Here is a 12,382-nt window from a genome sequence, read left to right as displayed (position 1 = left end):
AATAAAAGAAGTTAAAATAGAAATATGTATATGATCTGTTCATCCTTGTGTTGTTTGACATTTCAAATGTACGAATGTTTTTGAAATATCAAAGAAAAAATAAATTTTTTCATAATAAATATATCATTTATAGCTGTGTTTTTGTCGCTTTTTTTTGCTATTTTTTTTATGTTAAAAATAAATGTTTTTTATAGTTTTTTGAAGTGTTTTGTTTTTATATCTATATTATATTTAATATTTTATGATTTTTATTGTCTTTTTTAAACCTGTTTTTTAATGATTTTTTAACATAAAAAAATAGGTGAAAAATAGAGTATTTTTAAGTGTTTTTTTTATTTAAAAATAATAGTTTTTTTGTTGAAATATGTTGTGTTTTATCCGTTGTTTGCTGAAAAAGTATTTTACTACCTTTGCGCAAAATGTGATTTTTATGCTAAAGCGATTTAATTTTTTGGTGAGCGCAACGATCATCTGTTTCTTATTTTTAGGTTTTTCCTATAAAGGGGAGGAGCGGTATGCAACAGTACGACGGGTAATAGACGGGGATACCTTTGTCATTGATAATGGTCGTAAAAAAGGTGAGCGGGTCCGGTTGATCGGGATTGATGCTCCCGAAACAAGGAGAACAGCACGAAAGGAGGTTGGTTACTATGGCCCGGAAGCAAAAGAATATCTACAGGCTATGTTGACTGGAAAAAATGTAAAACTTGTATTTGATGTCGGTAAAAAGGATCGGTATGGAAGACTTCTTGCTTATGTGTATCTTAGGGAGAAATTTGTTAACGCGGAGTTGGTAGCGCAAGGGTACGCCGTGACATACACCTTGGCGCCGAACGTTCAGTATGCTGATTTTTTTGTAAAATTAGAACGGCAGGCCCGTCAGGCCAAGCGTGGGCTTTGGAAATAATTTAGTAACAGAACAATGATTTTTGTCCTTATAAGTGTTATCTGTAGCGTCACTGTAGCCGTATTATTAAAATTGGCAAAACAGTATGGCGTGGAAACAAAACAAGTGATTGTCTGGAATTATCCAATGGCGGTTGCTTTGACCTACTTTATATTACGGCCCGAAATAGAACAAATTAGCTGGACAGCTTTACCATTCCCGTTGTATACGGCGCTGGCGGTACTGTTACCGGGGATGTTTGTCTTTATTGCGTTATCCATCCGCTATAGTGGATTGGTAAAAACGGAGGTGGCGCAGCGACTGTCTTTATTTATCCCTCTACTGGCCGCGTTTTTTTTATTCAACGAAAAGCTACAGGGAAATAAACTGTTGGGGATAGGAATAGGGCTATTGGCTATTATATGTTCCATCGGCTGGCGAAAATCCCATCTTAAAATAGCCCGGTCAAATACAGGATATCGAAACAGTCTCTATCCGTTGCTTGTTTTTATTGGTATGGGGGTTATTGATATCCTTTTTAAGCAGGTGGCATTGCATGTGACAATACCTTATGTCAGTTCGATGTTTATTATATTTGTTATGGCCATGCTGATCGCATTTGGTTTATTAGGCTATTTTATCTTCGTTGACAAGCAGACCTTTTCACCTAAAGCAGTCGTCTATGGCCTGATTTTAGGTGCTTTCAATTTTTGTAATATATTATTTTATATGAAAGCCCATCGGGCATTGCCTGAAAACCCTTCCATCGTATTTACCGGGATGAATATTGGTGTTATCTCGCTGGGTGCTTTGGTCGGTGTATTATTTTTTAAAGAAAGACTATCATGGTTGAATTACCTCGGGATAGTACTTTCCATTGTTTCAGTTTTAATTATCGCATATCAGTGAGTTTATTTAAAGATACTTATCGAACGATCGATGCAAACTATGAGGGAATTTTTAGAGATAAGGGAAGCAAATTTATTGCCTATGCATTTCCTTTTAAATCTGAGGAGAAATTAAAAGATGTTTTACAGGAAGTGAAATCCCTTCATCCGAAGGCAAGACACCATTGTTGGGCTTATCGGCTGACTCCGGATCGGAATGTATTTCGAATAAACGATGACGGTGAGCCCTCTGGTACCGCGGGACGTCCTATTTTAAATGCTTTGCTCTCGGCGGATATTACCAATATATTCGTTGTTGTCGTCCGTTATTTCGGAGGAACACTGTTGGGCGTACCAGGCTTGATTAATGCCTATAAATCGGCAACTCAGGATGCCTTGGATCAAGCTCAAATAATCGAACGTACTGTTAACGATAGTTATGGGCTGACCTTTGATTATCTAAATATGAATGATGTCATGCGTATTATTAAGGAGGAAGGGCTGGAAATCGAGAAGCAGGAATTTGACAATAATTGCTACCTGGAATTTGAGGTACGGAAAATGCAGGTGAACCGTGTCGTGGAGCGTTTTTCCAAAATTGAAGGTTGTCAATTGAATTATTTAAGAACGATATGATAAACAATTCAGAACTCATTTTAAATTCAGATGGGAGTATTTACCATTTGAATTTATTGCCAGAGGATTTAGCCCATACAATCATTACGGTAGGAGATCCGGACCGTGTGACCAAGGTGTCGAAATATTTTGACCGTATTGAACTCAAAAAGGGAAAGCGTGAGTTTATCACCCATACAGGATATATTGGGACTAAACGGCTGAGCGTGATCTCTACAGGAATAGGTACAGACAATATTGATATCGTATTGAATGAACTGGATGCTTTGGTGAACATCGATTTTCAGCATAAGGAGGTAAAAAGCGAGCTGACCTCTTTGGATATCGTGCGTATCGGTACTTCGGGTTCAGTACAGACAGGTATCGAAATGGGCAGTATACTGGCTTCAGAATATGGGATTGGCTTTGATGCATTGATGCAATTCTACCAAAAACCTTACGATGAGACTGAATTGAATCTCCAGCAGGCTCTGATCCGGTATTTTCCGCAATTGAGTTTAAAACCTTATGTAGCACAGGCAGGCAAGCGTTTATTAGACCGAATTGCGTTTGATCTACCTAAAGGGATGACATTGACGGCACCGGGGTTTTACGCGCCACAGGGGCGTTGTCTACGATCAGACAATACGATCCCGGACCTGATTTCTTTGGTAAATTCATTTCGGCATAATGATTCCCGTTTGACCAATCTGGAAATGGAAACTGCCGGTATCTATGCGCTGGCGAACATGTTTGGTCATCAGGCTTTATCCATTAATGCCATTTTAGCAAGTAGGGTAGCGGGAGAATTTTCCGCGAATCCTGAAGCGGTAGTGGAAAAAGCTATTCAACTGGTACTGGAAAGGATTTAGAAAAACCTCTCCCAGTACCGACTGCAAACTATACGACTCCTTTTCTATTGGAGTCAAATTTGAGCATGATAAAGAGCAGTATGGTGAAACTCCAGAGTGAGGAGCCTCCATAGCTGACAAAAGGCAATGGAATTCCGATGACAGGGATGATTCCTATGGTCATTCCGATATTGATAAACAAGTGAAAAAATAGGATGGAGGCCACGCCGTAAGCGTAGATTCGGGCAAATGCCGAACGCTGTCGCTCCGCGATATGAATGATACGCAAGAGCAGGGTGAGATAGATTGTAATCAGTGTTACTGAACCGACAAATCCCCATTCTTCCCCTACGGTACAGAAGATAAAATCTGTACTCTGTTCGGGAACAAAATTATACTTGGTTTGTGTACCCTGTAAATATCCCTTGCCCCAAAATTGACCTGATCCAATGGCAATTTTAGACTGGTTCAAATTATAGCCCTTTCCTCTGAGGTCTTCCGTTTTGCCTAAAATAATGTCGATCCGATCGCGCTGGTGTGGTTGCAATACATGGTCATAAACCAAGTCGACGCATAGTATAAACGCTGTACAGGCTGCGAAAAGAATGCTTAGGTTAATAATGTATTTCCTCTTTTTTCGGAAGCTCCACATAAAAAATCCAATGATAGCCGCCAAGACTAAAATAAGAATCCATGGATTGAATAACAACGCCAAAACGAAAAGCAAGATGCACAGGCCACCAAAGATCAGTAATTCATTGTTCACATAACCTTCGCGGTAAAAAACGAAAATTAAGGAAAAGAAAGCCAATGCAGATCCCGTGTCGGGCTGTAGCATAACGAGGAATACAGGGAATAGTACAATGCCTGCACCCATGGCCAAGGTTTGCATAGTGGGGGCTTTATTGCTCTGGGCACTTAAAAAATTGGCGAGCAACAGACAGGTGGAGAGTTTGGCAAATTCCGATGGTTGCAACCGGAAGAACCCCAGATCAATCCAAGCTTGATTTCCACCTACATTTCGGCCGACAACCAAAACAATGACAAGTAAGATCGCCGTTATTCCGTAGAATATCGGTGAAGCTGAACTGAAAAACTTGGCATCTATGATCAAAATGGATATACCTAGTATAATCGCCGAAACAAGATACAAAGACTGTTTTCCATAGTTGGTCCCCAAGCTGAAAAAACCGGGCATATCTGGATTAAAAACAGCTGCACGGATATTGAAAAGACCGATCAGACACAACGAAAGCCAAAGAACGATTGTCAGCCAGTCAATTTTTCCAAAGAAACTATTTTTTTGATTATTCATATCTTCTCTTTACCTCGCTATGGTGAACAATTGTTTCCTTTGGTTTGACCAGGGCCGCCACTTGACGTTTTGATTTGACAGTATCTGTTTTTGATTTGATCGAATCCGCTTTCTTGACATCTTTACTTTTTGGGTCTATTACTTTCTTCGGTGCAGGGAGAAAGTTTGCATTATAGATGCGGTCCTGAATATATTTTGGTGCCGTAATGGTATCTTTTAAGTATTTCTCCACCATCATACTGGCGATCGGACCTGCCCAAGTACCGCCATAACCTGCATTTTCAACAAATACCGCTATGGCAATTTTGGGATTTTCCCGCGGGGCAAATGCGAAAAATACGGCGTGATTTTCACCGTGTGGATTTTGTGCCGTACCTGTTTTTCCGCACATTTCAATCCCGGGAATTCGATTTGACCAAGCTGTCCCTTCAGGTGTGTTTACGGCATCACTCATTCCCTGGATCACGACAGGATAATATCGTTCATCTACACCAGCGCTTATCTTTTCCGTAAATTCCTTTTTGGCGATTTTTTGCGCACCGATACCTTTAATAAGGTGGGGTCTATAATAAAAACCTCTATTCGCGACAATAGCCATGATATTGGCCATTTGTAATGGCGTGATACCCATTTCACCTTGTCCAATGGATAAAGAGATATTAAAGCTTGAACGCCACTTGTCATTGCCGTAACGTTTTGTATAAAATTCCGATGTAGGCAATAAACCTGCTTTCTCCCCGGGTAGATCTATCCCTAATTTGTGTCCGATTCCAAACTGTGTGACTGCATTTCGCCAGAGGTCGTAAGCTTTCGGGCCGGAAAGACCACGGCCATCGATCATCTTTGCATAAGTAAACCCGTAGTAGGTGTTACAGGAAACTGCGACAGAACGTTGTAAGGTCGTTGATCCATGATAGTGGGTACAGCCCATCCAACCTCGTCCGCCACCATAACTATAACCGTGTGGACAGAAAAATACCGTATTACGGTCGATGACGCCAGCTTGTTGCGCCGTTAAGGCCGAAACAACCTTAAAAACAGAACCTGGAGGATAAGATGCTTGAATGGGGCGGTTAAAAAGGGGTTTTGTTTGGTCATTTAATAAATGCATGTAACTATTTCCAAATTGTCTTCCCACCATCATGTTAGGGTTGTAACTTGGGCTACTTACATAAGCCAGGATTTCGCCTGTTGCCGGTTCAATGGCAACAATGGAACCTAACTTATTTTTCATGAGGTTTTCACCTAATATTTGTAGATCCTTGTCTAGAGATGAGATAAGTCCTTCGCCGGCAACGGCCAGGGTATCGTATTTTCCCTCCATAAATATGCCCTTGGGACGATTTAGTGCATCCACCATTAAATTTTTAACCCCTCTTTTACCACGGATCAGATCTTCGTAGGAACGTTCAACACCACTTTTGCCTATATAGTCGCCACTACGGTAAAACCCATTGGATCTGTTGATGTCATTGGTGTCAACCTCTCTTACATAACCTAGAAAATGTGCAGCTATACTATCGGGGTAACTCCGGATTGTTCTATTCACAGCATAGAATCCACGGAATTGGTATTGATATTCTTGATATTTTGCATAGGTCCGGGCGGATAACTGCTTTTCAAAAATTGATGCCCTGTACGGGGAGTGTGCCCTAGCTTTATCCATCCGTTTAATAAAGCCTTCTTTGTCGATCTCGATTAATTTGCAAAACAGAGCTGTATCAATTTCTTTCACCTCGCGCGGCGTTACCATCAAATCGTAGACAGGCTCATTTTGTACCAATACCTTACCCTTGCGGTCCAAAATTACACCCCTTGCAGGGTAAACAATGACCTTGCGCATGACATTGCTATTGGCCGAATGTATATAGGAATCGTCGATGATCTGTAAATAAAATAGGCGGGCGACCAAAGTCAGCGCAATGGCAACAAAGATTCCGGAAATGACGTACTTGCGAGCAAAAAAACTATTCATAGAAATAAATTTCTATCCATCGATCTACTACAACCGATCTTTCTTTTTGTAGAATAATATGCTAAATAATAGCATGATAATTACTGTAAATATACAACTTAAAACAATACTGAGCAGTGTGTATTGAATATGTTGAAAGGAGAAAGATTCCAGTAGATACAGGAAAGTATGGTGAATCAATGTACCGAAAAAGATATAGGAAAAAAACCATCTCACATTCATCAATCCCAACATTGGAGTAAGAAAGGAATCCCTTTCCTCCACCTCAAGCGTGATTTTCATAAAGAAAATGCGGAAGGCAGCCAAGGCTACACATGCGGCAGTATTGACCCCCAGCGTATCGTAGAAAGAATCTACCGTTAGTCCCGTTAGAAATGCGATCAGATACACCAGAAAATTAGGTGTTCCCGTTGGTAGCAAGAAGATGAATAAAATATAAGGAAACGCTGCAACCAAGTTGTAATAACCGATATTTTGGAATAAAAATACCTGCATTCCAATCAAGACGATAAATCGAATAATGTTAAATATTAAAATCCTAGCCATTGTCCTTAGTCGATTCCTCCAATGTTTTTAATTCATTACTTAATAAATCCTTTACGACATATACATGCTGTAGATTGGAGAAATTGGTGCTTAAAAGAATGCGAAGATCCAAGAATGCATCTCCGGATGAAATGCCTGTTTGAATAACTGTCCCTACAAAAATACCCTTGGGGAAGTGTCCTGAATATCCTGAGGTATAGACTTTATCGCCTTTGTTTACTTTGATATGATTAGGAATTTCCTTCACTGTTGCGGCCCGATAATCTATATTGTTACCCCAAACTAAAGATCCAAAGACCTCACTGTGGCCCAAGGTTACCGATATGCGGGTATCGGGGTGTAGGAGGGACTGTACTGTAGAAAAATTCGGCGAAACGTTTAATACGATACCAACAACACCATTGGGTGCGATGACCCCCATTCCTTTTTCTATCCCATCTTTACTGCCCTTATCCAAGGTAATTGTATTCGCTTTTTGATGGATACTATTGTTGATTACATTTGCAATAACAAATTGGTAACGGCCAAATTCGCTGCTATCCATAACCGGCACAGGACCAATTTTGATACTGTCGGTCGATTTATATGCCTGTAGGTCTTTCCGTAATTGAGCGTTTTCTTTTGCTAATGCATCATTTGTCTCCCCCAGATGTAAATAGCTTTTCCAGGAGTTTATTTTTGCATAAAGACTGCCGATTACATGGTTGGAAGAGTTTAACACAGAATTGCGTTGAAACGAATTGTTGGTAATAATCATAAATAATGAGAATCCAAAAAATAGGATAAACCAAAAGAATGCATTATATCGTCTCAGGAATAACCAAAGGTTTCTCATTTTTTATTGTGGGTATTTAATAAGCAAGCGATATAATAGTTTTGCATATTATATCGCTCTTTAATAAAATCTTGTTAATTATCGAACGTTAATTATTGCATCAAGAATTTGAATCGACCAATATTTTTAAGCGCAATACCGGTGCCTCTGACAACAGCACGAAGAGGATCTTCGGCAATGTGTACTGGAAGTTTTGTTTTCGCTTGAATACGACGATCTAAACCACGTAATAACGCACCACCACCAGTCAGGTAGATACCTGTTTGATAAATATCGGCAGATAGCTCCGGTGGCGTAATTTCAAGTGCTTTTAAGATGGCTTCTTCGATTTTAGAAATTGATTTATCCAAGCAATGGGCAATTTCTGTATAAGAAACCGTAATTTGTTTCGGGACACCAGTCATCAGGTCACGACCTTGTACCGCAAAATCTGCAGGTGGCTCCTGTAACTCAGGAAGTGCAGCCCCAACTTCAATCTTAATCTTCTCAGCAGTACGTTCACCGATCATGATATTGTGCTGTCTACGGATGTATTGAACAATGTCAGAGTCAAAGTTGTCACCCGCTACACGGATGGATTGATCACAGACGATACCGGATAGTGCGATGACAGCAATTTCTGTCGTACCGCCACCAATATCAATGATCATATTACCCATTGGTTCTTCCACGTCGATGCCAATACCTACAGCAGCAGCCATTGGTTCGTGGATTAGATAAACTTCTTTGGCTCCGGCGATCTCCGCAGAATCACGTACAGCCCTTTTCTCCACCTCAGTGATACCTGATGGAATACAGACCACCATGCGTAAAGATGGGAAAAACCAACTTTTACCATTGTTGACCAATTTCACCATCCCTCTGATCAAATGTTCAGCAGCCGTAAAATCAGCAATTACGCCATCACGTAAAGGTCGTACCGTTTTTATATTGTCGTGTGTTTTACCTTCCATTTGCATGGCCTGTCGACCAATGGCAATCACTTTGTTTGTGGTGCGGTCAAATGCAACAATAGAAGGCTCATCCACTACTACTTTGTCATTATGAATTATTAGGGTGTTCGCAGTACCCAAGTCAATCGCAACTTCTTGCGTAAACCAATTAAATAAGCCCATTTGCTAATCCTTAAGCTATTTTAAAATAATATGCAAACCTACACAAAAAAAATTAATCTTTTTGAGGTTATACATCAAAAAAAACTATATTCTGCAAGTAAATTCTATCTGGAAAAAACCGTTTCTAAATTTAACGAATATAATCTACAATTGTTACTTCTTGTGCTAACTTATTTTTTATTGGATGCAATACGAAATGTGAATTAAAAATGTGTTTTTGAAATATTTGCCACCTAAATAAGTGCTGTTGTTCTCTAGATAGTGGCTTTGACAACTATATGAAAATTGGCCGTCAATTTTAATAGGGAATAATTTTTTTTGATCAGCTTTCGATCATTTTTGGGGGAGGGGAGAAAAGAAGAATGCCATTATTCTTATTGAAAATAATGGCATTCTTTTTTGACTGAAAAACAAGGCGATGCTGTTTTTTTATAATGATTTCGTGATCGACTTTATTGTATCGTTTTGGCTTGTTCTTCCGGTTTAGGCTCATCATACTTATGGAAGATTAAGCGGACACCACTGTTTTTCGTGAAAAACTTCACCGACCAGTTTACAAATGTGATCAACTTATTTCTAAATCCATAAATGGACATCAAGTGGACAAACATCCAGGTCATCCATCCGAAGAAGCCGCTGAAGTGAATTTTGCCCATGTCAACCACAGCTTTGTTACGCCCTACTGTGGCCATTGAGCCCTTGTCAAAATAGCTGAATTTTTCCGTGGGTTGATTGGACATTGTCTGAAGGATGTGTTTGGCCACATATCCTCCCTGCTGTTGTGCTACTGGAGCAACACCCGGTAAACCACGAGGTAGATCATCTGTAATAAATGCTGATACGTCACCAATGGCATAAACCCCCGGCATGTCAATAACACGACATTGATCGTCTGTCTGTATACGGTTACCACGTTGGATAACTTCCTTTTTGAATCCATCCGGATATTGACCTGCAACACCCGCACCCCAGATTACTGTTTTTGTTTCGATGCTTCTGCCATCTGCGAAAGTAATGGAGTTACCGTCGTATCCGGTTACCTGTACGTTCAACAGTACTTCAACACCAAGATCTTTTAAATATTTCTCCGAATTTTTTGATGCTTTCTCCGAGAGATTGGCCAAAACTTTTGGTAGACCTTCCACCAGGTAAACAGACATTTCCGATTTCTTCAATTCAGGATAGTCTTTTTCCAGTACATTATTCTTAATTTCCGCAATAGCACCAGAAAGCTCTACTCCGGTAGGGCCACCACCCACGATCACAAAGTTCAGATTAGGCTTGCGATCTTCAGGATTAGGGATCATTACCGCTTCTTCAAGATTCTGAAGTACGTAGCTCCGAATATTAAGGGCCTCCTGAATATTTTTCATCGGCAAAGCATATTTGGTGATCTGCTGATTGCCGAAAAAATTTGTCGTTGCACCAGTAGCAACAACCAGATAATCGTAGTCAAAATCTCCAATATCAGTCTTAACAACTTTAGCCTCGTTATCGATGCTTTTGACATCGGCAAGTCTAAAATGGAAGTTATCCTGATTTTTGAACATTTTACGGACAGGGAAGGAGATAGAGTCCGCCGATAGAGTACCCGTAGCAACTTGGTACATTAATGGTTGAAAAGTGTGAAAGTTGTTTCTATCTAATAAGAGAACTTCAACCTCCTTATTTTTAAGCTTTTTAGCAACTTCAATTCCTCCAAATCCAGCACCAATAATGATTACTCTTGGGAATTTTCTATTTGAACTATTGCTTGGCATATTTTTAATAGTTTGTTGTAAAAATTCGTACAATCGAATTAAGCTGCAAATATCTTAAATTTTGAACCAAAAAGCTAAAAAATATTTATTTATTATGGCAATACGTTGTGAAATTTATCGTTACGAGGTCAATTCTTTTAATAAAATATTTTGTAGTGTTTTGGTTTTAAGTCTTTTATACCCTAGAACGACTCCTAAAAAAAACTTGCACAGATAACAAAGTCATTGTGTATTTTATACACAATGACTTTGTTATTGCAACGAACCTTTCAGCTTGATTTTCATACCGTTGTTATTCGGATGGAGATGCAACTGACAGGCAAGCCGGCTTTGTTCGTCGGCATCAGGTAAGGTGTCAAGCATATCCAATTCCTGATCGCTGGCTTCCGGAAGATTATCCAGCCCCTCAAGGACTTCGACATGGCATGTGGCACATAGGGCCATGCCGCCGCAGGTGGCCAGTATATCGTATTCAGATGCTTTCAGAATTTCCATTAAGGAAAGGTTGACATCGGTCGGAATGTCTATTGTATTTTCTGTACCGTCACGATCGATAACAGTTACTTGAATCAAATTATCTTCCATGGTTAAAATGTATTTATACCATTAACGGTTGTGTATTTAAAGGTCAATTTTTGATCGGGATAAACAAATTTAAAAGCACTTTGGCACATTAAGGCCGCCTCATGGTATCCGCATAGGATGAGTTTGAGCTTGCCCGGATAAGTGTTAATGTCACCAATGGCATAGATCCGTTCGACATTGGTCGAGTAATCAAAAGTATTGACTTCAATCGCATTTTTATCAATATTTAGTCCCCAGTCAGCAATTGGGCCAAGCTTGGGTGTCAGGCCATATAACGGAATAAAATAATCGGCTTCGACCGCAATTGTTTCTTTTTCCTTACTTACGGTTTCAATAGCCGTAAGGTTTCCGTTACCCTGTAGATTACTTAAATTATGGGACAAAAGTAAATTGATTTTACCTTCTTGTGCCAATTTAAAAACTTTTTCCGCAGAATCGGGGGCGCCGCGGAATGAGTCGCTCCGGTGAATAAGTGTAACTTGTTGGGCAATATCAGCCAAATGATAAGTCCAATCCAGTGCAGAATCGCCCCCGCCGGCAATAACGATCCGTTTGTCCTTGTATTTTGCAGGATCTTTTACCATATAATCCACACCATTACCTTCATAGAGATGCAGGTTTTGAATTTCAGGCTTACGAGGTTCGAAGCAGCCCAATCCACCTGCAATGACAATCACTTGCGCATGAACTTTTGTTTGATCGCTCGTGGAGAGGATAAAGGAACCATCATCCTGCCGTTCGACATGTTCGACACGTTCGCCTAATGTAAAACTGGGGGCAAAAGGTTTTATTTGCTCAAGTTGATTATTGATAAGTTCCTGTGCGGTGATGCTCGGGTAGCCAGGGATATCATAAATCGGTTTATGTGGATATATTTCGGATAATTGACCGCCAACCTGAGGTAAAACATCAATCAGGTGGCATCTCATTTTTAGAAGTCCAGCTTCGAATACAGCAAACAACCCTACTGGTCCAGCACCGATGATACAGATGTCAGTATTTATCATAGCTA

At 39.9% G+C, this 12,382-nt stretch carries 12 protein-coding genes; 4 read left to right on the top strand and 8 right to left on the bottom strand.

The features are described 5' to 3' along the window. Positions 1-430: 430 nt before the first annotated feature. From DCO56_RS27770 to DCO56_RS27755, 4 genes are all read left to right on the top strand, one after another. On the top strand, positions 431-907 hold the full coding sequence (locus DCO56_RS27770; protein ID WP_108637005.1) for a thermonuclease family protein: 477 nt from the start codon (positions 431-433) through the stop codon (positions 905-907). Positions 908-997: 90 nt separating this feature from the next. Continuing rightward, positions 998-1,795, top strand: a complete 798-nt coding sequence (locus tag DCO56_RS27765) for an EamA family transporter (RefSeq protein WP_483881778.1) — start codon at positions 998-1,000, stop codon at positions 1,793-1,795. Continuing rightward, positions 1,792-2,409: an IMPACT family protein gene (locus DCO56_RS27760; RefSeq protein ID WP_108636936.1), complete on the top strand. Its 618-nt coding sequence runs from the start codon at positions 1,792-1,794 to the stop codon at positions 2,407-2,409. Before DCO56_RS27765 ends, DCO56_RS27760 begins: the two co-directional genes overlap by 4 nt. After that, complete coding sequence (locus DCO56_RS27755; RefSeq protein WP_108636935.1) at positions 2,406-3,260, top strand: nucleoside phosphorylase; 855 nt, start codon at positions 2,406-2,408, stop codon at positions 3,258-3,260. Before DCO56_RS27760 ends, DCO56_RS27755 begins: the two co-directional genes overlap by 4 nt. Positions 3,261-3,288: 28 nt before the next feature. Here the strand turns inward: DCO56_RS27755 and rodA are convergent, their stop codons facing one another. The 8 genes from rodA to DCO56_RS27715 all read right to left on the bottom strand — a co-directional run bounded on the left by rodA (position 3,289) and on the right by DCO56_RS27715 (position 12,377). Continuing rightward, a complete protein-coding gene (gene rodA / locus DCO56_RS27750; RefSeq protein ID WP_108636934.1) occupies positions 3,289-4,554 on the bottom strand; it encodes a rod shape-determining protein RodA in 1,266 nt (421 codons plus the stop codon). Continuing rightward, a complete protein-coding gene (gene mrdA, locus DCO56_RS27745) occupies positions 4,547-6,529 on the bottom strand; it encodes a penicillin-binding protein 2 (protein WP_108636933.1) in 1,983 nt (660 codons plus the stop codon). The genes rodA and mrdA overlap by 8 nt, the downstream gene beginning before the upstream one ends. Positions 6,530-6,556: 27 nt before the next feature. Beyond that, complete coding sequence (locus DCO56_RS27740; protein ID WP_108636932.1) at positions 6,557-7,075, bottom strand: rod shape-determining protein MreD; 519 nt, start codon at positions 7,073-7,075, stop codon at positions 6,557-6,559. Further along, positions 7,068-7,910 (bottom strand): rod shape-determining protein MreC, encoded by an 843-nt coding sequence (mreC, locus tag DCO56_RS27735; RefSeq protein WP_108636931.1) that lies wholly within the window; start codon positions 7,908-7,910, stop codon positions 7,068-7,070. The genes DCO56_RS27740 and mreC overlap by 8 nt, the downstream gene beginning before the upstream one ends. Before the next feature lie 92 nt (positions 7,911-8,002). Next, the gene (locus DCO56_RS27730) at positions 8,003-9,025 is read right to left on the bottom strand and encodes a rod shape-determining protein (RefSeq protein WP_028071379.1); all 1,023 of its coding nucleotides are present in this window, start codon (positions 9,023-9,025) and stop codon (positions 8,003-8,005) included. A 452-nt stretch (positions 9,026-9,477) separates the two neighbouring features. After that, positions 9,478-10,785, bottom strand: a complete 1,308-nt coding sequence (locus DCO56_RS27725) for an NAD(P)/FAD-dependent oxidoreductase (protein ID WP_108636930.1) — start codon at positions 10,783-10,785, stop codon at positions 9,478-9,480. A 252-nt stretch (positions 10,786-11,037) separates the two neighbouring features. After that, on the bottom strand, positions 11,038-11,370 hold the full coding sequence (locus DCO56_RS27720) for a 2Fe-2S iron-sulfur cluster-binding protein (protein ID WP_108636929.1): 333 nt from the start codon (positions 11,368-11,370) through the stop codon (positions 11,038-11,040). 2 nt (positions 11,371-11,372) lie between these two features. Next, positions 11,373-12,377: an NAD(P)/FAD-dependent oxidoreductase gene (locus DCO56_RS27715; RefSeq protein ID WP_108636928.1), complete on the bottom strand. Its 1,005-nt coding sequence runs from the start codon at positions 12,375-12,377 to the stop codon at positions 11,373-11,375. Positions 12,378-12,382 lie beyond the last annotated feature (5 nt).

This window comes from Sphingobacterium athyrii (genome assembly GCF_003071065.1).
Classification (GTDB): domain Bacteria; phylum Bacteroidota; class Bacteroidia; order Sphingobacteriales; family Sphingobacteriaceae; genus Sphingobacterium; species Sphingobacterium athyrii.
This window is presented reverse-complemented; position numbering and strand designations above follow the sequence as displayed.

What these genes read in the sequence shown, in the direction of transcription:
- rodA (WP_108636934.1), bottom strand. Translation starts at nt 4,554, where the DNA reads ATGAATAATCAAAAAAATAGTTTCTTTGGAAAAATTGACTGGCTGACA.
- mreC (WP_108636931.1), bottom strand. Translation starts at nt 7,910, where the DNA reads ATGAGAAACCTTTGGTTATTCCTGAGACGATATAATGCATTCTTTTGG.
- mrdA (WP_108636933.1), bottom strand. Translation starts at nt 6,529, where the DNA reads ATGAATAGTTTTTTTGCTCGCAAGTACGTCATTTCCGGAATCTTTGTT.
- DCO56_RS27725 (WP_108636930.1), bottom strand. Translation starts at nt 10,785, where the DNA reads ATGCCAAGCAATAGTTCAAATAGAAAATTCCCAAGAGTAATCATTATT.
- DCO56_RS27755 (WP_108636935.1), top strand. Translation starts at nt 2,406, where the DNA reads ATGATAAACAATTCAGAACTCATTTTAAATTCAGATGGGAGTATTTAC.
- DCO56_RS27770 (WP_108637005.1), top strand. Translation starts at nt 431, where the DNA reads ATGCTAAAGCGATTTAATTTTTTGGTGAGCGCAACGATCATCTGTTTC.
- DCO56_RS27715 (WP_108636928.1), bottom strand. Translation starts at nt 12,377, where the DNA reads ATGATAAATACTGACATCTGTATCATCGGTGCTGGACCAGTAGGGTTG.
- DCO56_RS27740 (WP_108636932.1), bottom strand. Translation starts at nt 7,075, where the DNA reads ATGGCTAGGATTTTAATATTTAACATTATTCGATTTATCGTCTTGATT.
- DCO56_RS27730 (WP_028071379.1), bottom strand. Translation starts at nt 9,025, where the DNA reads ATGGGCTTATTTAATTGGTTTACGCAAGAAGTTGCGATTGACTTGGGT.
- DCO56_RS27720 (WP_108636929.1), bottom strand. Translation starts at nt 11,370, where the DNA reads ATGGAAGATAATTTGATTCAAGTAACTGTTATCGATCGTGACGGTACA.